Source organism: Nonomuraea sp. NPDC049421 (assembly GCF_040677005.1).
In the GTDB taxonomy this organism is placed as follows: domain Bacteria; phylum Actinomycetota; class Actinomycetes; order Streptosporangiales; family Streptosporangiaceae; genus Nonomuraea; species Nonomuraea salmonea.
The window spans coordinates 1-21632 of record NZ_JBFAQA010000055.1 but is presented as its reverse complement, the minus strand read 5'-3'; the positions used below and the strand labels follow the sequence as shown (position 1 = coordinate 21632).

At 70.8% G+C, this 21632-nt stretch carries 20 protein-coding genes; 5 read left to right on the top strand and 15 right to left on the bottom strand.

The features are described 5' to 3' along the window. Positions 1 to 57 precede the first annotated feature (57 nt). The 10 genes from AB0K18_RS49030 to AB0K18_RS48985 all read right to left on the bottom strand — a co-directional run bounded on the left by AB0K18_RS49030 (position 58) and on the right by AB0K18_RS48985 (position 11172). A complete protein-coding gene (locus AB0K18_RS49030; RefSeq protein WP_364381133.1) occupies positions 58 to 1041 on the bottom strand; it encodes a TerC family protein in 984 nt (327 codons plus the stop codon). A 432-nt stretch (positions 1042 to 1473) separates the two neighbouring features. Beyond that, complete coding sequence (locus tag AB0K18_RS49025; protein WP_364929690.1) at positions 1474 to 2532, bottom strand: glycosyltransferase family 4 protein; 1059 nt, start codon at positions 2530 to 2532, stop codon at positions 1474 to 1476. 97 nt (positions 2533 to 2629) lie between these two features. Beyond that, positions 2630 to 4225, bottom strand: coding sequence for a lipid II flippase MurJ (locus tag AB0K18_RS49020; RefSeq protein WP_364929687.1), 1596 nt, complete (start codon positions 4223 to 4225; stop codon positions 2630 to 2632). Positions 4226 to 4298: 73 nt separating this feature from the next. Beyond that, on the bottom strand, positions 4299 to 5159 hold the full coding sequence (locus AB0K18_RS49015; RefSeq protein WP_364929685.1) for a hypothetical protein: 861 nt from the start codon (positions 5157 to 5159) through the stop codon (positions 4299 to 4301). Between the two features lies 1 nt (position 5160). Next, positions 5161 to 6138 (bottom strand): copper transporter, encoded by a 978-nt coding sequence (locus tag AB0K18_RS49010; RefSeq protein ID WP_364929682.1) that lies wholly within the window; start codon positions 6136 to 6138, stop codon positions 5161 to 5163. Next, positions 6135 to 7331 (bottom strand): putative cytokinetic ring protein SteA, encoded by a 1197-nt coding sequence (gene steA / locus AB0K18_RS49005; protein WP_364929679.1) that lies wholly within the window; start codon positions 7329 to 7331, stop codon positions 6135 to 6137. Before steA ends, AB0K18_RS49010 begins: the two co-directional genes overlap by 4 nt. Positions 7332 to 7404: 73 nt before the next feature. After that, positions 7405 to 9114: a DNA repair protein RecN gene (recN, locus tag AB0K18_RS49000; protein ID WP_364929677.1), complete on the bottom strand. Its 1710-nt coding sequence runs from the start codon at positions 9112 to 9114 to the stop codon at positions 7405 to 7407. Positions 9115 to 9227: 113 nt separating this feature from the next. Further along, positions 9228 to 10127 (bottom strand): NAD kinase, encoded by a 900-nt coding sequence (locus AB0K18_RS48995; protein ID WP_364929674.1) that lies wholly within the window; start codon positions 10125 to 10127, stop codon positions 9228 to 9230. Continuing rightward, positions 10124 to 10936 carry a TlyA family RNA methyltransferase gene (locus tag AB0K18_RS48990; RefSeq protein ID WP_364929672.1) on the bottom strand — a complete coding sequence of 271 codons (813 nt, stop codon included), beginning with the start codon at positions 10934 to 10936 and terminating at the stop codon, positions 10124 to 10126. Before AB0K18_RS48990 ends, AB0K18_RS48995 begins: the two co-directional genes overlap by 4 nt. After that, positions 10933 to 11172 carry a hypothetical protein gene (locus AB0K18_RS48985; RefSeq protein WP_364929671.1) on the bottom strand — a complete coding sequence of 80 codons (240 nt, stop codon included), beginning with the start codon at positions 11170 to 11172 and terminating at the stop codon, positions 10933 to 10935. Before AB0K18_RS48985 ends, AB0K18_RS48990 begins: the two co-directional genes overlap by 4 nt. 126 nt (positions 11173 to 11298) lie before the next feature. On the opposite strand from AB0K18_RS48985, the gene AB0K18_RS48980 reads away from it, so the two are divergent. Next, positions 11299 to 11646 (top strand): SCP2 sterol-binding domain-containing protein, encoded by a 348-nt coding sequence (locus AB0K18_RS48980; RefSeq protein ID WP_355431882.1) that lies wholly within the window; start codon positions 11299 to 11301, stop codon positions 11644 to 11646. 200 nt (positions 11647 to 11846) lie between these two features. Here AB0K18_RS48980 and AB0K18_RS48975 read toward each other — a convergent pair whose 3' ends face one another. Beyond that, positions 11847 to 12818: an HAD-IIA family hydrolase gene (locus AB0K18_RS48975; RefSeq protein ID WP_364929669.1), complete on the bottom strand. Its 972-nt coding sequence runs from the start codon at positions 12816 to 12818 to the stop codon at positions 11847 to 11849. A 72-nt stretch (positions 12819 to 12890) separates the two neighbouring features. Further along, positions 12891 to 13313 (bottom strand): tetratricopeptide repeat protein, encoded by a 423-nt coding sequence (locus tag AB0K18_RS48970; RefSeq protein WP_364929665.1) that lies wholly within the window; start codon positions 13311 to 13313, stop codon positions 12891 to 12893. Between the two features lie 72 nt (positions 13314 to 13385). Here AB0K18_RS48970 and AB0K18_RS48965 point away from each other — a divergent pair, with 72 nt between their 5' ends. Then, a complete protein-coding gene (locus tag AB0K18_RS48965) occupies positions 13386 to 14753 on the top strand; it encodes a DUF1015 domain-containing protein (RefSeq protein ID WP_364929663.1) in 1368 nt (455 codons plus the stop codon). Positions 14754 to 14908: 155 nt separating this feature from the next. Here the strand turns inward: AB0K18_RS48965 and AB0K18_RS48960 are convergent, their stop codons facing one another. Together AB0K18_RS48960 and AB0K18_RS48955 are read right to left on the bottom strand one after the other, a co-directional pair. Then, a complete protein-coding gene (locus AB0K18_RS48960; RefSeq protein ID WP_364929660.1) occupies positions 14909 to 15217 on the bottom strand; it encodes a hypothetical protein in 309 nt (102 codons plus the stop codon). Positions 15218 to 16004: 787 nt separating this feature from the next. Further along, on the bottom strand, positions 16005 to 16418 hold the full coding sequence (locus AB0K18_RS48955) for a single-stranded DNA-binding protein (RefSeq protein WP_364929658.1): 414 nt from the start codon (positions 16416 to 16418) through the stop codon (positions 16005 to 16007). A 110-nt stretch (positions 16419 to 16528) separates the two neighbouring features. Here AB0K18_RS48955 and AB0K18_RS48950 point away from each other — a divergent pair, with 110 nt between their 5' ends. Continuing rightward, a complete protein-coding gene (locus tag AB0K18_RS48950) occupies positions 16529 to 17455 on the top strand; it encodes an MBL fold metallo-hydrolase (protein WP_364929655.1) in 927 nt (308 codons plus the stop codon). 212 nt (positions 17456 to 17667) lie between these two features. On the opposite strand, the gene AB0K18_RS48945 is transcribed toward AB0K18_RS48950, so the two are convergent. Beyond that, positions 17668 to 18831, bottom strand: a complete 1164-nt coding sequence (locus AB0K18_RS48945; RefSeq protein WP_364929652.1) for a hypothetical protein — start codon at positions 18829 to 18831, stop codon at positions 17668 to 17670. Between AB0K18_RS48945 and AB0K18_RS48940 the strand changes: the two genes are divergently transcribed. Together AB0K18_RS48940 and AB0K18_RS48935 are read left to right on the top strand one after the other, a co-directional pair. Further along, entirely contained in the window at positions 18736 to 20277 is a 1542-nt protein-coding gene (locus AB0K18_RS48940; protein ID WP_364929650.1) for a hypothetical protein, read from the top strand. The genes AB0K18_RS48945 and AB0K18_RS48940 overlap by 96 nt on opposite strands. 80 nt (positions 20278 to 20357) lie before the next feature. Further along, positions 20358 to 21119, top strand: coding sequence for a methyltransferase domain-containing protein (locus AB0K18_RS48935; protein WP_364929648.1), 762 nt, complete (start codon positions 20358 to 20360; stop codon positions 21117 to 21119). Positions 21120 to 21632 lie beyond the last annotated feature (513 nt).

Sequence of the window (21632 nt, the reverse complement as noted above, 5' to 3'; positions counted from 1 at the left end):
ACCAGCAACTATGACACGGCATAACTACACAAGCAAAGCGCCTCGAAGCCCATTTCGCTAGACCTGCTCCGGATGCGTCTCCTCGCCCTTGCGCGCGTCGATGCGAGCTTTGATCAGGCTGGCCACAGTGGTGATGACCATGGTGGTGCCGATGACCGAGAGCGACACCCAGATGGGAATTTCGGGCGCCCAGGAGACATGGCTGGAGTGCAACGCCTCCAATACGAGCTTAACCCCGATGAACCCCAGGATGAACGCCAAACCGTAGCTGATGTAGACGAGGCGCTGCAGCAGGCCGCCCAGCAGGAAGTAGAGCTGACGCAGGCCCATCAGGGCAAACGCGTTGGCGGTGAAGACAATGAAGGGGTCTTTGGTGAGCCCGAAGATGGCCGGAATCGAGTCGAGCGCGAACAGCAGGTCGGTGGTGCCGATCGCGACCATCACGATGAGCATGGGGGTGACCATGCGCCTGCCGTCGATCTTGACGGTGACCTTGGAGCCGACGTAGCCCTCGGTGGTGGGGAACGCCCTGCGCACCCACCGCAGCAGGACGTTCTCGTTGAACTCCTCTTCCTCGCCCTTGAGGTGCTGGCGGACGATGTTGACCGCCGTGTAGACGAGGAAGGCGCCGAACACGTAGAACAGCCAGCTGAACCGCTCGAGCGCGGCCGCGCCGAGCGCGATGAAGAGGCCGCGCATCACCAGCGCGAGCAGGATGCCGACGAGCAGCACCTTGTGCTGGTACGCCTTCGGCACCGCGAACCGGCTCATGATGATGAAGAAGATGAACAGGTTGTCGACGCTCAAGCTGTATTCGGTGATGTAACCGGCGAAGAACTCACCGGCTCTGTCGGGGCCGGAGGTGAACCACAGCAATACCCCGAACAACACGGCGAGGAAGACGTAGAAAGAGACCCAGTAGCCCGCCTGGCGCATGGAGAACTCACGTGCTTCTCCACGGTCGACGATCCACAGGTCGATGGCGATGACCAACAGCAGACCGCCGATCACGGCGATCCAGGCCCACAAAGGTTCAGTCACTCAGACCCTCCGGCATGCACGCTTCATTGCCGGAGGTCTCTCCCGCCCGCGCTCACCTGCGGACCGGCAGCCCCGGGGGCCCCGTGGAGTGGGGCTGCACCGTGATGACGAGGCTGTCGCGAAGGGATACTCCCCTCCCTAACCCACGCAGTATACGAGAACCCCTCGACCGCACCTAATCATCCTCCCCCTCAACCAAGCCCCCTCACCCTCCGTAGACCACGGCTTCCCCTCACGCCCGCGACCTCACGATCGGTGAACGACCGCCCGCCGCGAGCCCACGGATTCACGATCGGTGAACGACCGCCCGCCGCGAGCCCACGCATAACGACCGCCCTCTGCGAGCCCGCGACCTCACGATCGGTGAACCACCGCCTCTGCGAGCCCGCGGATTCACACCAGCAGACCGCAAATCCCCTTGGGCCCGCCGGCTCACGCCCTGTAGACCGCGAGCACGCTCTCCACCGCGTCGTCGCCGTCGGGCATCTCGTCGCCGCGCCGCCGCGCCGCCTCGGCCAGCGCCCGCGCGTCCTCGGGTGCGGCGAGCAGCCGCCGCACGGCCGCGCGGAAGCCGGCCACGTCGCCGTACGGCACCAGGATCCCCGCGTCCCCCAGGATCTCCGGGATGCCGCCGACCTCGGAGGCGACGGCCGGGGTGCCGGTCATGAGCGCCTCCCTGAGGGTGAGCGGCTGCCCCTCCCACCGGCTCGGCATCACCAGAGCCGTGGCGGCACGCATCAGGTCGGCCACGTCGTCCCGGTTGCCCAGCAGGCGTACGGGGAGGTCCTCCGCGTCGATCCGCCGCTGCAACTCCCCCCGCAACGGCCCTTCACCCGCCACCACGAACAGCGGGTCACCCTCCCACGGTCCGGCCGCCACATCGAGCAGCGTCTCCAGCCCCTTCTGCTGGGCCAGCCGGGCGACGGTGAGCAGGATCGGACGCTCGCCGGCGCCGAGTTCGTCCCTGATCTCCTGAGGTGTCCGCTTGGCCGTAGCCGGCACGGGCGCGGCCACCAGCGCAGGCCGCACGTCCCTGGCGCCCAGCGCGGTCATCCGCTCACCGAGATCGGGCGAGACCACCAGCACGTGCCCGCCCCGCCGCGCCACGATCCGCTCCAGCACGCCATAGACCAGCCCCACGAACCCACCGGCGGTCAGCGCGTTGTGCAACGTCACGACGGGCCTGCGCGCAGGGCTTCCCAAGGCCGCCAGAGCTCCGGCCCGCAGACCATGGGCGTGCACGACGTCGGCGCCCTTGGTCAGTCGGCGGACGGCGAGCACCGCACGCAGATCGTTCAAGGGATGAGGCCGATCGGAAACCGCCACCTCGACGAACCGCGCCCCCGCCGTCCCGAACGAGAACCGCTCCTCAACACTGCGCGGCCCGACCACCAGCACCTGGTGCCCCCGCCGCACGAGCCCCTCCACCAGCATCAGAACGTGCCGCCCGGTACCACCCGACGTGGTCCCCAGCACAAAAGCCACCCGCACGCCAGCCTCCCTCACTCCGCCCGGATCCGCCCGACCTCACTCCGCCCGACCTCACTCCGCCCGACCTCACCCGGCCTGACACTCACTCCGCCCGACCTCACCCGGCTCCACCGCGACGCAGCAGACCGGCCACCGACGCGGCGTCGGGCCGGTCCAGCAGGGCCACGACCGCGACCCCGACCGCCAGCGCCACCACCGCAGCTAGCACGGCGGCCCCCACGTTCGCCCAGAGGGACACGGCCCCCAGGAGGCCGACGACCCCGGCCCCCGCGAGGAACCCGGCCACCCCTCCGGCCACCGCGGCCCCCAGCGCGCGGGGCAGGCCGGCCGCCGCAGCGCCGCCGCGCGTCCGTACGACGGACGCCAGCAGCAAGCCGCCACCCACGCTCATGCCGATGCTCATGCCGAGCGCCATCGCCCCGATGCCCCACTCGGGAGGCACCACGAGCACGAGCACGGTCTGGGCCACCATCACGACGAGCCATCCGGCGACGGTGCCGGTGGCGACCGCGCGGCCCTGGCCGGCCGCGTAGAGGACGCGGCTGAGGTGGGCGAGGAGCCCGTAGCCGACGAGGCCGGGCGCGAACAGCGCGATGGCCGCCGCCAGCTCACCGGCTGGGACGTCGCTCTTGTCGGCGAGGAACACCACGGCACCGGGCCCCGACGCCGCCGCGAGCACGCCGGCCGCCAGCCCGGACACCAGCACGACGGCCCTGGTGGTGCGCGCCGCGAGCGCCGCGAAGGCCGCAGGCTCGCCGGCCTGTGCCGACAGCCGGGGGAACGCGCTGGTGGCGATGGGCACGGCCAGCACGGCGTACGGCACCAGGTAGATCGCCCACGCGTAGTTGTACGCCGCGATGGCCCCGCCGCCGACAACCTTGTTGGCCAGCAGCAGCACCACGATCATGGCCGCCTGCTGCGCCAGCAGCGCCGCGATGCCCGCGAGCGCCAGCGTGCGCACCCGCCCGGCCACCCCGTCGGGGAACCGTAAGGTCGGCCGCCACCGCAGCCCGAGCCGCCCGACGGGCCCGACCACGGTCAGCACCAGCGACAGCACGCCGAGACTCGTGCCCACCGACAGCGCCAGCTCGCCCGCCATGGGCAGGCCGTCGAGGTCGCGGTGCCCACCGCTGAGCGGCACGAACAGCAGGTACGCGACGATGACCACGATGCTCGACACCAGAGGCGCGACGGCGGGCCCCGCGAAACGGTCGTTGGCCTGGAGCACGCCGTAGAGCACCACGGCCACGCCGTAGAGCGGGATCTGGGGCGCGAAGACGACCAGCATGCGGGTGGCGATCTCCCCCATCGCGGACAGATCGGCGCACCCCTCGATGGCACCGCCGAGGAACAGCCCGATGACGGGCCCGGCGAGCACCGCCGTGAGCACCCCGACGGGGACGAGCACCACGACCACCCAGGTCAGCAGCGCCGACCCGATGAGGCCGGCCCGCTCGCGCGACACCCCGGCCAGCACGGGCACCACCATGCCCGCCAGCGCCCCGCCGACGACCACCTCGAAGACGATGTTGGGGATCTGGTTGGCCGTCATGTAAGCGGTGGCCAGGCAGTTGGTGCCGACGGTCTGGGCGAAGGCGTATTGCTTGGCGAACCCGGCGACCCGCGCCAGCACGGTGATCGCCCCGATGAGCATCGCGCCGCCCGCGACGCCCCTCGCCGTCACCACACCCACCCGGCCTCCCCCGAACGCGCAGCCGACCAACCGTACGCGAACATCCTGGCAGGCCGTACCGACAACAGCGGCGTCAGATGGGGTCGACGGGGCGGCGGCCCAGCATGTCGATGCGGTTGAGCACCGGGTTGCCGGCGATGACCTTGGTGAAGCTGACCTTCTCGGCGGCGGCCGTCAGCGCCACGACGGTGCCGAGCAGCGCGTAGCGGCCGGGCCTGCCGAGCTTGGTGATGGCGGCGAGGCCGAGCAGCGCGCCCAGGGCGTTGGCGCCCGCGTCACCGAGCATGGCGCGCTCGCCGAGGTCGTCGGGCAGCAGCGCGGCGGCGGCCCCCAGCGGCACGGCGGCCAGCGCGCCCGCGGCGGGCTGGTCGCGGAAGAGCGCGGCGGCCAGCAGCGGCCCGCCGGTCAGCAGGCCGACCTTGACGGCGCGTCCGGGACGCAGGTCGAAGAGGTTGGCGAGGTTGGCGGAGCCGGCGATGGCGGCGCCGTTGACCAGGATGTCGGCGGGGCCCTGGGAGACGAGGGCGGCGGCGCCGAGCCCGGTGGCGCCGATGCCGAGGATCTTGACGGCGCCGCTGGTGACCTCGCCGCGGGCCAGCGCGCTCAGGTGACCCTTGAAGCCCTTGAACGACGTGGTGCCGTAGAGGTCGTCGTACGCGCCGAGCGCGCCGCTGCCGGCGCCCGCGAGCAGCGCGGCGGCGCGCACACGCGGGGTGAGGCCGGGCGTGAGCGCCGCGGCGGCGCCGGCGCCGGCCACGAACGCGGGGCCTTCGAGCAGCGTGATGGGCTCGCCGCGGTGGTTCTTCCTGGTCCAGCGGCCGCTCAGGTCGGCGGGCTTGTTGCGGGTGAAGGCGGAGTAGGCGACGCGGGCGGCCACGGCGCCGATGGTGGCGCCGGCCAGCGCGTAGAGCAGGCCACGGGCCCGGCTGGGCATGTCAGCTCCCTGACTCGGTGGTGGGGGATGGGGTGGGGGCCGCCTCGGCGGGGATGGGGCCGGATGCGCCCTTGCCGTTGCCGTATTGGCCGGCCCGCCCGGACAGTTGCTCCTGCAGAGAGTAGACGATCGCGACCGGCCCGAGCGGCATGTCGGCCGTATCGACGCCGGTGACCCGCTTGGACACCTCGCCCTCGTCGCGCAGGGCGGTGATGACGTCTCCCGGGGTGACCGTGGTGGCGGCGATGCCGGCCAGCACCGTGCCCTTGCTCGCCGCGTCGAAGCCGTCGGCCACGGAGACGAGCGCGCCCGCCTGGGTCTCGGCGCTCTCCCCTTCGTACGGCCGCTCGGGCGCGAACATGACGGCGAGCGTGGCCCGCTTGGCCGGGTCACCGTCGACGGCGAGCAGCCCGCCCGCCTCGAACGCGCCGACGACGTCGGCGGTGGCGGGGTTGGGCGTGCCGGCCTGGGCGGGGTCGTTGGTGACCAGGGAGGCGCCGAGCAGCGCGGCGGCCCTGCCCCAGCTCGTGGCGGTCTCGGGAAAGACCATGTTGACCGGCTTGAGCTGGTTGACCAGGCCGTCGAGCACGCCGGTGCCCTTGGGGTCGAGGAACTTCTCGGTGAACGTCACGCGCCCGGTGATCTCCGCGCCCGCCTGGTCGAGCACCTGCTGGGCGGCCTCGCGCCAGGCGGTGCCGGAGCCCGGCGTCTCGATCAGCAGCACGCGCTGGCCGGCCAGGTCGCCGGCGACGAGCTCGGGCGTCACGGCGCTGATGAAGGCGTCGTTGCCGGCCTCGCGGCCCTGCAGCGTGTCGATCTGGGCGCGCAGCTCCTCCTTCGTCTTGGTGAGCTGCGCGGTGAGCTCCTGGGCGGACTTCACCGCCGGTTCCTGCAGCAGCGTGGTGCCGAGCACGATGCCGACCGCGAGCGCCAGGAAGATGGCGACGATGGAGACGAGATGGTAGCGAAAATCGATCACGAGAAGAGTCCGACCAGCCAGAAGATGAACGCGTTCCAGACGTCCTGAAGACCGTTCAGCCAGGTCTGGCCGAGCGGCGACAGGAAGAGCGCGACCCCCATGGTGATCAGCGCGGTGATCACCAGCAGGAGCAGTTGCGAGGTGGTGATGCGACTGCGGTAGAGCCTGCTGACGCCCTTGGCGTCGATGAGCTTGCTGCCGATGATGAGACGGGTGAGGAAGGTGCTGGCCATGCCGGAGCGGCCCTTGTCGAGGAACTCCTCCAGCGTGCCGTGGGTGCCGACGGCGACGATCAGCTCGGCGCCCTTGTCGTCGGCCAGCAGCATGGCGATGTCTTCGCTGGTGCCGGTGGCGGGGAAGATCACCGCCTCCCTGCCGAGCTGGTGCACGCGCTCGAGCCCGGGTGCCCTGCCGTCGCGGTAGGCGTGCACGACCAGCTCGGCGCCGCAGGTCAGCGCCTTGGTGGAGACGGAGTCGAAGTCGCCCACGATGACGTCGGGGAGGTAGCCGGCCTCCAGCAGCGCGTCGGCGCCGCCGTCGACACCGACGAGGACGGGACGGTATTCGCGGATGTAGGGGCGGAGGGTCGCGATGTCCTCTTTGTAGTGGTAGCCGCGGACCACGATGAGGACGTGCCGGCCCTCCATGGACGTGCGGATCTCGGGCACGCCGACCCCGTCGATGAGGAGCTTGCCCTCACCGCGCACGTATTCCATGGTGTTGACGGCGAAGGCCTCGATCTGCACCGACAGCCCGGCGCGGGCCTCGGCCATGGCGGCCTCGACCGTCTCGGGGGTCTGCTCCTCGCCCTTGCCGATCACGTCGTCGTCGAGGTAGACGACGCCGTCGCAGACGCGTACGAGATCGCCGTCCTTGACCCGCTCGAACAACTCCTGGTTGGCGTTGTCGATGAACGGGACACCGGCTTCGAGCAGGATCTGTGGCCCCAGGTTGGGGTAGCGGCCGCTGATGCCGCTTGCGACGTTGACCACGGCGGAAGCACCGCACGCGACAAGCGCCTCCGCGCTGACCCGGTCAACGTCGACGTGGTCGATAATCGCGATTTCCCCGGGCTGGAGGCGTTTTGTCAGCCTCTTGGTGCGCCGGTCGATCCTCGCCACTGCCGTTATACCGGGAAGGTCCCCGACCTTCCTGCCACGGAGGCCCGGCCTCTTGCTTCCCGGAACCTTCATCAAGACCATCCTGCCAGAGTGAAACAGCGCGGGGGCCACGCATGACGCGGCGTGTCCGCTATGTCACCCAGCATCACCTGTCCGCCGCGGCCAGGCCGAGCAACTCCTCGGCGTGGGCTCTGCCCAGCTCGGAGTCCTCCATGCCGGCCAGCATGCGCGACAGTTCGCGTACACGTCCTTCGTGATCGAGCGTCACCACGCCGCTGCGCACGATGCTGCCGTCGCTCGCCTTCTCCACCACGAGGTGCTGGTCGGCGAAGGCGGCGACCTGCGGCAGGTGGGTGACCACGATCACCTGCGCGGTGCGGGCGAGCCTGGCCAGCCGGCGGCCGATCTCGACCGCGGCCTTCCCGCCGACTCCCGCGTCGACCTCGTCGAACACGAACGTCGGCACCGGGTCGGCGCCCGCGAACACCACTTCGATGGCCAGCATCACGCGGCTCAGCTCACCGCCGGACGCGCCCTTGGTGAGCGGCAGCGGCGGCGCGGCGGGATGGGCGGCCATCCGCAGCTCCACCTCGTCGCGGCCCTCTGGCCCGAACTCCGCGCTCTGGGTGAGCTCGACCACGACCCTGGCGTGCGGCATGGCGAGCGCGGTCAGCTCTTCCGTGACCGCCTTGCCGAACCGCTCCGCCGCCGACTCGCGCACCTTGGTCAGCCGGTCGGCCAGCTCGGTGAGCCGGACGGTCAGCTCGTCGTGTTCGCGGGTCAGCTCGTCGATGCGCTCGTCGTCGCCCTCCAGCTCGCCCAGGCGGGCGGCGGCCTGCTGGGCCCACGCCAGGACGCCCGAGCTGTCGGCGGCGTATTTCCTGATCAGGCTGGACAGGACGGAACGCCGCTCCTGCACCGCCGCCAGCCGCGCCGGGTCGGCCTCGACGGACTCCGCGTAGGCCGCGAGGTCGGTGGCCACGTCGGAGATCAGGTAGCCGGCCTCGGCCAGCCGGTCGGCCATGCCCGCGAGCTGGCTGTCGAAGTCGCGTACGGCATCCACGGCCGCCCGCGCCTCCCCCAGCAGCGAGATCACGTCGCGAGCCCCGCCCGCGGCCTCCATCGGGTCGCCGAGCAGCGCGGTGTGGGCGGTCGTCGCGGCGCTGCGCAGCGCGTCGGCGTGGGAGAGCCGCTCCTCCTCGCCGCGCAGCTCGTCGTCCTCGCCCGCCTTGGGGTCGACCTTCTCGATCTCCTCCAGGCCGAAACGCAGCAGGTCGGCCTCCTGCGCCCGCTCGCGCGCCCTGGTCGTCAGCTCCTCCAGCTGCGCGGCGACCTGCTTGTGCCGTTTGTACGCCTGCGCGTACGCCCGCAGCGGCTTGACCAGCTCGTCACCGGCGTAGCGGTCGAGCGCGGCGCGCTGCCTGGCCGGCTGCAGCAGCCGCTGCTGGTCCATCTGCCCGTGCACCGCCACCAGGTCGTCGGCGAGGTACGTCAGCGTGCCCACCGGCACCGTGCGCCCGCCGAGCCAGGCCCTGGACCTGCCCTCGGCCGAGACGGTGCGCGAGATGATCAGCTCGCCGTCCTCGATCTCGCCCCCGATGTCCTCGACCTGCTGCGCGACCCGCCCGCCTGGCTCGATGACCAGCGTACCCTCCACGCTCGCGCGATCGGCGCCGGGCCGCACCCGCGCGGGATCGGCCCGGCCGCCGAACAGCAGCCCGAGCCCGGTCACGACCATCGTCTTGCCCGCGCCGGTCTCGCCGGTGACCACGTTGAAGCCAGGCGAAAGCTCGAGCACGGCCTCGTCGATGACGCCGAGCCCCTGGATGCGGACCTCCTCGACCCTGGGTCGCACTGCCCACTCCCGTTCACTGCCGTGTCTCTACCGTGTCTCTGCCGTGTCTGACGCCGCTGTCCGCGGTCGATCGTGCTGACCACGTGATCCTACGCGCTCCGTACTCCATTCACTCAGGGTCGCGCCCTTCCGCGCCACCCCTGGACGGGCAGTTCGAACTTGGCGACCAGCCGGTCGGTGAAGGGGGCGCCGGTGCTCTCGACGCCGTGCAGGCGGGCCAGGCGTACGGGCTCCGCGCCCCTGCGCACCTCGACGCGGGTGCCCGACGGCACCTCGAACTTGCGGCGCCCGTCACACCACATGACGCCTCCCGGGGTGTCGGGCAGGATCTCCACGGCCAGCGTCGAGCGCGGCGAGACGACCAGCGGCTTGGCGAACAGCGCGTGGGCGCTGATGGGCACCATGAGCAGCGCCTCGACCTCCGGCCAGACGACCGGGCCGCCGGCGGAGAAGGCGTAGGCGGTGGAGCCGGTCGGGGTGGCGCAGATCACGCCGTCGCAGCCCCAGCGCGACAGCGGGCGGCCGTCGATCTCGGCGACCACCTCCAGCATGCGTTCCTGCTTCTCGACGGTGATCTCGTTGAGCGCCCAGGTGTCGGCGAGCACCCGGCCGTTCTGCCTGGCGAGAACGTCGATCGTCATGCGCTCCTCGACGTCGTAGCGGCCCGCCACGACGCTGTCGACGGCGGCGGCCAGGTCGGCGACCTCCGCCTCGGCGAGGAACCCGACGTGCCCGAGGTTGACGCCGAGCAGCGGCGTGCCCGCTGGCTTGGCCAGCTCGGCGGCGCGCAGCAGCGAACCGTCGCCGCCCAGCACGATCATCACCTCGGCGTCCTTGGCCGCGCCGGGGTCGCCCGGCACCGCATCGATGCCGCCGCAGCCCAGCTCGGCGGCCTCGGTGTCGAGCACCCTGACCGTGATGCCGGCGTCGACCAGCCGGTTGATGACCAGCCGGGCACTGTCGATGGCGGCGTCGCGCCCGGTGTGCACGGCGACCAGCACGGTGCGATTCATTGCGGCCCTTCCGCGACGGCACGCTGGATCTCTGCCTCGAGGTCGTCGACCCCCGGCTCGCCCTGCCCCTTGCCCAGCCAGAGCAGGTATTCCACATTCCCCGACGGGCCCGGCAGCGGGCTCGCCGTCACACCGCGCACGCTCATCCCCAGCTCCAGCGCCTTGGCCGCGGCATCGCGCACCGCACCCGCGCGCAGCTCGGGATCGCGGACGACGCCGCCCGCCCCCACGCGCTCCTTGCCCACCTCGAACTGCGGCTTCACCAGCATGACGAAGTCGGCCTCAGGGGCGGCGACCGCGGCGAGCGCCGGCAGCACCAGCCGCAGCGAGATGAACGACAGGTCGCCGACCACCAGCGTGGGCGGCTCGCCGACCATCTCGGGGGTGAGGTCGCGGACGTTCACCCGCTCCATGACCGTCACCCGGTCGTCGGAGCGCAGCGACCAGGCGAGCTGGCCGTAGCCGACGTCGACCGCCAGCACGTGGGCCGCGCCGTGGCGCAGCAGCACGTCGGTGAACCCGCCGGTGGAGGCGCCCGCGTCGAGGCAGCGGCGCCCCTCGACCTTCAAGGCGGTGAACGCGCTGAGCGCGCCGAGCAGCTTGTGCGCTCCGCGCGAAACGTAGTCGGGGCCCTCGTCCGAGGCGGCGACGACGATGGCGGCGGCCGTGTCGACCTGGGTGGCGGGCTTGCGCGCCCGCTGACCGCCGACGCTGACCCGGCCCGCCTCGATCAGCTGGACGGCCTGCTCACGCGATCTGGCCATGCCGCGGCGGACCAGCTCGCTGTCGAGGCGGATCCTGCGGCTCACGGGCGTCCCACGGCGGGCGGACCAGGGACGGGCGGACCAGGGACGCGCGGCCCGGCCGGCTCGTCCACGTGCCCTTCCACGTGCCCTTCTACGGCGGCAAGCGTGCTCTCCAGCCCCGAGAACGCCTCGTCGAAGACCGCGACGTGCTCGGCCACGGGCAGCTCGCCCAGCCGGGCGAGGCCCGCCACGATGGCGTCGACCCGCGCGTCGCCGCTCTCCTGCGGCAGCTCACTCATGACTCGACCGTAACGCCTCCCGCGAGCGGCCGGGACCTTGGCAGGCGTGTCACTCGTTGAAGCTCGTACGGGGGTGCTACTGATGTGGAACGCTACCGTCCGCAAAGGGATGAAAGGATACGCACCATGGCAAGCGTCGAGGAGTGCCGGGCGGCACTGGCCAAGCTCGTCACCCAGTTCGACGAGATCGATGAGGCGGATCGCGCCAAGCACGTGGTCGAGCGTACGGTCAGCTGCCGGGTGTCCGACCTCGACGTGACGTTCTACGGCCGGCTGCATCACGGGGGGCTCGACCCGTTCGCGGAGTCGCCGCCGGCCGACGGCAAGCCCGCCGACGTCAAGCTCACGATCGTCAGCGACGACCTGGTGGCGCTGGTGGACGGGGAGCTCGACCTGGCGCGGGCGCTGCTCGGGGGCCGCGTGAAGGTCGACGCCAGCTTCGGCGACCTCCTGCGCCTCCGCCGCCTCCTCTGACCCCACTCAAGCAGCCCCTCCACCGGCCGCCCAAGCCGATCGGGCGTACACCGAATCCCGCGCCGTCCACCGGCCGCCCCGGCGATCGGACGTGTGCCGAATACCACGCCGTCCACCTGCCCGCCCAGCGATCGGACGTGCGCCGAATCCCGCGTCCTCCTCGGGCCGCCCGGCGCCTTTCCTCTTGTTACGTGAGCTTGTTACGTGAGCCGGTCGAGGGCGGGCTTCACGGCGTCCTCCTCCAGGCGGCCCTCGCCGACGGCCGCCCAGGCGGCGTCGCAGGCGGCGCGCAGCCCGTCGATCCTGCTGCCGTCCCCTTCCAGGCGCAGCGCCCCGTCCTCCCACCGGGCCCGCCAGCCGCCGCAGGCGCCGTCGCGTACCTCGGGATACGGCTCCAGCAGCGCCCGCAGGTCCTCGCCCACGTACGTCGGCCGGTGGCGGGGCTCGGCCGTCAACACGTCGGCCGGCGTCGCGACCCCGGTCAGCACGAGCAGGCTCTCGACCCCCGCGTTGGTGGCCCCCTCGATGTCGGTGTCGAGCCGATCGCCCACGACCAGGGGACGCCGCGCGTTCGTCCTGATCATGGACTCGCGGTGCAGCGGCGGGTCCGGCTTGCCGGCATAGATGGGCTCGACTCCGGTGGCCGTGGCGATCACGCGTACCAGGGCGCCGTTGCCCGGCAGCTCGCCGCGCGGGCTCGGCAGCGTGCTGTCGCTGTTGGAGGCCACGAACAGCGCCCCCTGCCGCACCGCCAGCGCCCCTTCGGCGATCAGCGCGTACGACAGCTCGTACGTGAACCCCTGCACCACCGCCACCGGCGACTCCGCAGCCGTCGAGACCGGCCTGAGCCCCCGGTCGCGTACGGCCAGCCGCAGCCCGGAACCGCCGACGACGAGCACGTTCGCGCCGGGCGCGACCCGCTCGGCGACCAGCCGGGCGGCGGCCTGCGCCGAGGTCACGACGTCGGCCGCGGTGGCGGGCGCCCCGAGCGCGCGCAGGTGGGCGGCGATCGCGGAGGGGGTGCGTGAGGCGTTGTTGGTGACGTACGCGAGCCGCGCCCCGCGCGCCCGCGCCTCCTGCAGCGCCTCGCCGGCACCGGGGATCGCCTGCCTGCCCAGATAGACCACGCCGTCGAGGTCGAGCAGCAGGGTGTCAAAGCCGTCGATCAGCACAGCGCCTCTTCCCGTTCGCCTGTCACGCCGCGTGCGACTCTAGCGCCGCTCTCTCACCGGCCCCGCGGAAGGTCACATCTCCCTGCGGGCCTTCAAGGTCGCACGCACGCTCCTCAGCGCCTTCACGTAATTCCTGTCGTCGGGCCGCATGGCCACCGCGATGGCCAGCGGTTCCTGGGCGCCTTCCACGTCCCCCGTCCGCCACAACGCCAATCCCAGGCCGAAGTAGGCATAGTCCTCGGTCGGGTTGGCGTCCACGATCTGCCGGAACCGCGCCGCGGCCTCGGCGTACTGCCGCGAGTTGAACTGGGCCCGCGCCAGCGCCTCCAGGATGCTGCGTGAGTCGGGCTCCGCCTCGGCGGCACGTTCCAGCAACGCCGCCGCGGCCGCGGGGCTGCCCTCCTTCAGCAGCTTGACCCCGCGCTGGTACCAGTCGTAAACACCACCCCTGGGAGCACCCGGTTTCTCGTCATGTCCGTTTCCCTCGTGAGCCATGGGTGAGAACTCCTTCATCGCTGTACGGCGACCCCGCTCCGCTCCACCGCGGTACGGGCACGACTGCCATCGATGGGCCGGTTTTCGGAAGGCACAGGCATTTATGGCAGCATGCCCGGTATGGGGACTCCTGAACTGCCGATACCAGGTGGACTGGCGCTACGGCCCTTCCGCGGCGTACGTTTCGCTGTCGAAGATCCCGCCAAGGTGACCTCCCCGCCGTACGACCTGATCTCCGACGCCGACGTCGAGGTCCTCCTTGACTCTCACCCGAACAACGTCGTCCGTCTCATCCTTCCCTGTCCGCCTTCAGGCGACTCCTCAGGTATCAGGAACGCAGCGACGTCCCAGCCGTCACCCGGCCAGTACGCCGACGCCAGGGAGACCCTGCGCGCCTGGCTCGAGTCGGGCGTCCTGGTCGCCGACGAGCAGCCCGCCCTCTACGTCTACGAGCAGAGCGGCCCCGGCGTCCTGCAGCGCGGCCTCATCGGCGACGTCGCACTCGCCGACCCCGCCCAGCGCGTCATCCTGCCGCACGAGGACGTCATGCCCGGCCCCGTCGCCGACCGCCTGGCCCTCATGAGCACGACGCAGGCCAACCTGGAGCCGATCTTCCTCCTCTACGACGGCTCCGGCGGCACCGCAACCGGCCTGGTGGACGAGGTCGCGACGACCCGCCGTCCCCTGGTCACCGCGCGCACCGAGGACGGACTGACCCACCGCCTGTGGGCTGTCACCGACGAGTCCGAAATAGCCGCCGTCAACGCCGACCTCCACCCCCGCCAGGCCCTCATCGCCGACGGCCACCATCGGTACGCGACGTACCGCGTACTCCAGCGGCAGGAACGCGCCACCCGCGACGCGCCCGCCGCCGGCCCCTGGGACTTCGGCCTCGCCCTGCTGGTGGACTCCGGCGCGTACCCGCCCGACCTCAAGGCCATCCACCGCGTCATCCCCGGACTCCCCCTCGCCGAGGCCACCGCCAAGGCCAAGGGCGCCTGGCGGGTCCAGGACTACGAGACCCTGCCCGACGGCCTCGCCGCACTCCAGGAGGCCGCCGAGCCCGCCTTCCTCCTGGCCGACGCGCACAGCGCCCACCTGCTCACCAACCCGGATCCCCTACAGCTGGCCCGCGCCATGCCCGCCGACCACTCCGACCGCTGGAACACGCTCAACACCTCCATCCTCACGGAGTTCATCCTCCCGATGGTGTGGGGCATGCAGGACAGCGACCAGGACGTACGCATCGTCCACCACGACGCCCAGGCCGCCACCGACCTGGCCACCCGAACCGGCGGCACCGCGGTTCTGCTGAACCCGCTGGCGGTGGAGGACGTATTGGCCGTCGCCGCAGCAGGCGAACGCGTCCCCCGCAAATCCACCTCCTTCGGCCCCAAGCCCCGTACCGGCCTGCTCCTCCGCACCTTCGCCATCGACTGACAACAACCCGGGGCGCCCGCCACGCCGGAGCAGAGACATACGATCGCCGCCTCGCCTGGTATGGCTACCGGGGACCGTCGGCCCGCCAATGGAATGGAAAGGGGCCCGCAGAGAACTGCGAAGCCCCTACCCCGCCTATTCCGGCCTTTCTCCCCCTAAGCCGTGCTCCTCTTGAGCAACTCATCGAGTTTGCAGTCGAGCAGACACATACCGATACGGAGATCGTCGAGCTGCTGCTGGAGCTGGGCCTGGGTGGACGCGTGGTAATCCCTCATCTGCCAGCGGAGCCCCGTGATCTCCACGTTGAGGGCCTCCAGCTCGTCGGCCACTTCCTGCGAGAACTGGAAAACGACAGGAGCGCCGGCATCACCCGATGTCGCGACCTCGTCCGCACCAGCGGGCGACGCGGCCTCCAGCACCTCGAGGCGCTGCTTGAGGATGGTGATCTCTGCCTCTACGTCCATCCGACCTACCCTGTTGCGATAGTGCCGTGGCCAGGCAGGACTGCCGGGCCTGCTAACTGCGGCCTATGGTGACAGCAGACGGACGCGAACGTGGGGTCGATCTACAGCTCCGGTGTGATTCCTTCTCCCCACCGAGCCGCCTGACCAGGGGAATTGGCGGGATGAGTCCCACCCTGCCCTCACTTGCCGGTAGAGAAAAACACCCCCGCCGCTTCCTGCCTTGCCCCCAGCAACCATCACACAAAACCAACAACCCTCACTCCCACTCCCGCACGGACGTCTCTGACACCACCCGACCTAAGCCACGAAAACAAACACCAGCCACCACCCCACCCCCAACAGGACCAACCCAGTGGCCGTTCCCCAAGAGCCCACACTCCACGTCCCCCTTCAAGCGATCACTCCCGGCCTCCGTCGTAGCCAAGCCGTCGCGGTACGTGCCGAGCCCGCAGCCGTGGAGCCCCAGGAACCCTCAACCGGCAAACCCTCGAACCAGATAGCCAGAAAGGCCAAGAGGCGCTCCTGAACGCGCCTAGAGACGTCCACAAGGGACTCCGATGAGAAGCAGTCAACCTCCTTCGGCGTTGTCGGGACGGCTCGCCGAAGTCTCACATCGTCACCCAAAAACCGGATGTGCACAGCTACCCGGGGCATCCCGAGCGCAAGGCCGCATGCGGTCACCGAAGCTCATGACGACGGAGCCCGCGGGCTGCGGGCTGCGGGCTGCGGGCTGGGGGCGGGCGGTGTGTCCTATGGGGCTGTTCGGTTGCGCCCGTCAAACGGACGGTCAGCCTGTGGGGGCCAAGTACTGCACCTGCCGGGGGATCAGGGTCACCACCTGGCTCCCGTCGGTGTCGTCCTCGGGTCCGGAACCCGGGGCGGGGAGGTCGGCCTCGTACGGTTTGGCGTCGCTCACCTCCACCTCGTACCGCCAGATCTTGGCCGCCGACGGCCCGAAGACGCGGCAGCGGAACGACCCCGTCACCTCGACGTAGTCGCGGGGCTTGAGGGCGCGGACCACGGCGGCCGTCTCCGGGTCGAACGTGACGCACGGGATGCTGTCGGTCAGGGCCGCACCCCGGCGGTTTCGGCGGCGGCGGACTATGATGCGCCACTTCGTCGCCGTGTCGCCGCTCGGCAAGGGGTGCTCCTCGACCGGCGCTGACAGCCTCCCCACCAGCAAGACTTCGTTTCGGTCCACGGTCGTCCTCCTATCGGTGCTCTGGTGGAGATCACTCTCTACGATGTGGAGGAGGCCGGATCGGCTGGAATGCCGTTCTGGGGACAGCGGCTGGACGATCGGGAGTGCCTGTGGAGAACATCACCGCGCTGGGCGGCGACGTCTATGAGATCGACACCAAGATGGCCGGATACTCCGGCATCACGGCCGGCTATCTCATCATGAGCGACCGGCCGTGCCTGGTGGAGACGGGTACGTCGACCTCGGCACCCGTGGTGCGCGACGCGATCGCCTCGCTCGGTGTCGGACCCGAGGACCTGGCCACGGTCGTCGTGACCCACATCCACCTCGACCACGCCGGCGGGGTGGGTGACATCGCCAGGTTCTTCCCATCCGCGCAGGTCGTCGTCCATGAGAAGGGCGCACGTCACCTCGCCGAGCCCTCGCGGCTGATGGCCAGCGCGCGCATGGTCTGGGGCGACAAGCTCGACACGCTCTTCGGCGAGCTGTCCCCCACCGAGGCCGAACGCATCGTCGCCCTCGGCGACACCGGCGCCATCGACCTGGGCAACGGACGTACGCTGAGCAGCCACTACTCCCCCGGCCACGCCAAACACCACGTGGGCCTGGTCGACTCGGCCACCGGCGATCTGTACGTCGGCGACGCGGCCGGCGTCTACCTGCCGGAAACGGGCGATCTGCGCCCCGCCACCCCGCCGCCGGACTTCGACCTGCAGACGGCACTCGACTCGATCGCGTTGTTCGAGGCCCTTGAGCCACAACGGCTGCTGTTCAGCCACTACGGGCCGGTCGACGCCGTCAAGGAGACGCTTGAACGGTCTGCCGAAGAGCTCCGGGTATGGGTGGACCTGACGCGGCAGGCCCATTCCGAGGGCATGGACCTCGACCATGCCGTCGCCATGGTCAGGGACCGGACGAAGGAGCGCTACACCGCGCTGACGTCCGGTGAGGAACGCGCCGAGCAGTTCGAGCTGCTGAGCGGGGCGCCGTCCAACGTGGCGGGAATCCTGCACTGGCTCAACCGCGTCTCACCCTGACGCTCCCTCGCTCCTCCGCCGCACGCACGCAGACCAGTGACGGCTTCCAGGAGGGCCAACAGTGCGTCAGAACCAGCCCTCTGGTCAGAGCCGGTACGTGCCGAGAACGACGAGGCAGCAGGTGGAGCGGCTGCGAAGCGCCGAAACAGACGTGCGGCGGGCACACGCGATAACGCGCGTGCCCGCCGCACCCATGTCAGCGGTAGTGCCGGTCAGTCGTCCGACTTGCCCGGCTTCTCCTTGCCCGGCTCCTCATCGAAGTGGGGCTCGATGAACGCCGGCGTGATGCCGGGCACCTCACCGGCCTGAGCCTCAACCGCAGGCTCAGGCTCACCGCCGGCCTGGGAGCCCGGGGCAGCCGAGGCGGCTGCGTCCTCGCCGTTTCCGGCGACCTCGCCGCCGACGGAGTCCTCGTCCACGGAGTCCTCGTCCACGGAGTCCTCGTCCACGGAGTCCTCGTCTCCGGAGTCCTCGTTCACGGAGTCCTCTTCGGCCTCAGCCGATCCGACCGCTTCAGGAGCCTCGAACACGGTCTCCTCCGGTAGGTCCTCCGCGCCCTCCTCGGTCACGGCGTCCGCACCCAGCAGGTCACCGGCCTCGGCGAGCGCGGCGTCGTCGTCCGTGTCCTCGTCCGCCTCGGCGGCGGTCCCGGTCTCCACGGCTCCGGCGTCGTCGAAGTCGTCCTCGTAGTCGTAGTCCTCTTCGACGTCCTCGATGACGGACCCGGTCAGCTCCGCGTACCGCTCGGCCGCGTCCGTCTCGCCGTCCTCGTCGAACGCCATCGCCCGCCCGAACCAGTCGGTCGCCGCCTCCTGGTGCCCGGCTTCGGCCAATGCGTCCGCGTACGCGAACGCCAGCCGCGCCGACCACGGCCGCGGCTGCGGGTCACGCAGCTCGGGCAGCCGCTGCAGCGTGATGACGGCGGCGTCGTGCTGGCCGAGGTCACGGCGGGCGCCGGACTCGACGATGGTCAGCTCGATGCGTCCGGCCCGGTCGAGGCGTTCGGCTTCGGGGGAACGTACGAGGTCGATGGCCCGCTCGGGACGGCCGAGACCACGCTCGCAGTCGGCCATGACCGGCAGGTACGCCTCCGACCCCGTCATCCTCCTGGCCGCCCGCAGGTCGCTCAGCGCCTCGGAGTAGTGCCCGGCACGGTAGGCGACGATGCCCGCCGCCTCGCGTACGACGCCGATGCGCGCCGCGAACCTACGCGCCACCTTGGTGTGCTCGTGCGCCCTGTCGGGGTCGTCCTCCTCGAGGGCCCGCTCGGCCGCGACGAGGTGCCGTCCGACCAGGTCGGCGAGGTCGCCGGGGAGCGAACCCAGCTCCTCCAGCACCTCCTTGTCGAGCTCGTCGACGGTGATGTCGGGCGCCACCTCGGGCAGCCTCTCCCGCTGCGGCGCCTCAGGGGCGGCGTCGCGGTCGCTCCTGCCGTAGCGGGCGCGGGTGCCTGCGGGGCCGTCCTCACGACGGCTGTCACGCGAGAACGGACGGGAGTCGCCACGTCCTCGGTCACGCTGGGGGCCTTCACGGCGGTCGCCGTAACCCCCTTCGCGCCGGCCGCCGTAGCCGCCCTCGCGACGCGGTCCGCGATCGTCCCGGTCCCGGAAGGGACGACGATCGTCACCTTCACGCCGAGGACCCCGGTCATCCCGGAACCCGCCTTCACGGCGAGGACCCCGATCATCACGGAAGCCACCCTCGCGACGCGGACCCCGATCGTCCCGGAACCCGCCCTCACGGCGAGGACCCCGATCATCACGGAACCCGCCCTCGCGACGCGGCCCACGATCATCACGGAAGCCACCCTCGCGACGCGGACCCCGATCGTCCCGAGACCCGCCCTCACGGCGAGGACCCCGATCATCACGGAACCCGCCCTCACGGCGAGGACCACGGTCATCGCGGTAGCCGCCTTCACGGCGCGGCCCGCGGTCGTCCCTGAATCCGCCCTCACGACGCGGCGAGTAACCACCCTCACGCCGATCCCCGTAACCGCCCTCGCGGCGCGGCCCACGGTCGTCGCGGTCCCGGTAGGTACGACGATCGTCACCTTCACGCCGAGGACTGCGATCATCCCGACGCGGACCCCGATCATCACGGAACCCGCCCTCACGGCGAGGACCCCGATCATCACGGAACCCGCCCTCACGACGCGGCCCACGATCATCACGGAAGCCACCCTCACGGCGAGGACCCCGATCATCACGGAAGCCACCCTCACGACGCGGCCCACGATCATCACGGAAGCCACCCTCACGGCGCGGACCCCGATCATCACGGTAACCACCCTCACGACGCGGCCCACGATCATCCCTATCCCGATAGGTACGACGATCGTCACCTTCACGCCGAGGGCCACGGTCATCGCGGAACCCGCCCTCGCGGCGAGGACCACGGTCATCCCGGGATCCGTACTCACGACGCGGCCCCCGGTCATCACGGTCCCGGTAGGAACGACGGTCGTCGCCGTCGCGGCGTCCGCCGCGGTCGTCTCGGGAGTCGTCGCGCCTCGGCCCACGGTCACCGCGGTTGCCGTAGCGCGACCTGTCGTCGGAACGGAACGGACGGTCGCCGCCGGAGTCACGCCCGCGGGATCCGTACCCGCCGCTTCTGCCCCCTTCGCCGGAGCGCCTGTCCCCGTAGTCGCCGCGCCCGCGCTGTCCGCCGTCCGATCCGTTATCTCTGTTCACTTCTGGTCCATTTCGTTGGCTCACCCAGCGGACTCTCAACAACGGTCCACCGTGGCTGGTCGCCGCCCGCCTGCGGGCCTTACGCGACGAAGGCCACCCCTGGGGTGGCCCGGTGTCCTCCCAGCCTAGCAAGCCCCGGAACGTCTCCGAGCCTGCCGCAATCCGATAATGAGTGGCACCGGAACACACCGTCAGCGAGACTGCTCAGCATGTCACTGCGCTTCCACGAAATCGCCGAATCCCGCCACCGAATTCTGAACCCCCTGACGGATGACAAACTCCGCCTGCTCGGCGAGATCTGCGGTTTCACCCCCGGCACCCGCATCCTCGACCTGGCCTGCGGAAAGGGCGAGCTCCTTTCCCGCTGGGCAACCGAATACGCGATCGAGGGCGTGGGCGTCGACATCAGCAAGGTGTTTCTCGACGCCGCCAGAAATCGCGCGGAAGAACTGTCCGTCGCCGACCGCGTCGAGTTCGTGGAAGCCGACGCGAGTACGTACATGGACGTTCCCGAGTCGTACGACGTCGTGTCCTGCATCGGCGCCACCTGGATCGGCGGCGGCCTCCAGGGGACGCTGTCCCTGATGCGCCGCTCGCTGCGCCCTGGTGGCATCGTGCTGGTGGGCGACTGCTACTGGACCTCTCCCCCGCCGCCCGAGGCGCTCGCCGCGCTCCAGATCGGCGCGGACGAGTTCACCTCATTGCTCGGCACGGCCGACCGCGCCGAAGAGGCCGGCTTCGAACTCCTGGAAATGGTCCTGGCCGACCTGGACAGCTGGGACCGCTACATGGCCCCGCAATGGTGGGCGGTCAGCGACTGGCTCCGCGACAACCCCGACGACCCGGACGTCCCAGCGATGCGCGACTTCCTGGCCCACTCCCGCCGCTCCCACCTGGAGTACGGCCGCGACTACCTCGGCTGGGGCGTCTTCGTCCTCCGCCCCCTCCCCACAGACGAAAACTCCTCCTGAACGCAAAAGGGCCCCGACCGGATTACCGACCGAGGCCTAACTCAACAACAACCACCGCAACCTCCGACAAGACGAACAGGCCCGACGTTGCAGACCAGTTCGCCGCTCGGGGTCGAGTTTCGGGATCCGGGCTGGGACCGGGAATGGGAATCGGGCCTGGAGGTTGGGCGCTGGGTTTTGGGTTCGTGGGCGGGTGCTCGGTTCTCGGCTTCGGGCGACGCGGTTCGCGGGACACCACCAGAACGCCGACCACTCCGGCCGGATCCAAAGCCCAGCCGAACCCCGAGAACCAGCAGCAGCCCCAAAAGCCGGCACCACCCGAAAAGAGCCGCGGGGACACGCGGAAAGGCCTCAGCCTTGAAGGCCCCGGCCATGCGAAGACGACCCGATGACCCCGGCCATGCGGGAAAAAGGGGTGCGGACATGCGGAAAGGGCCCCAACACCAGAACCTGGCGTCGAGACCCTTCCCTTGAAAGATTGTGCGGCGGTGACCTACTCTCCCACACCCTCCC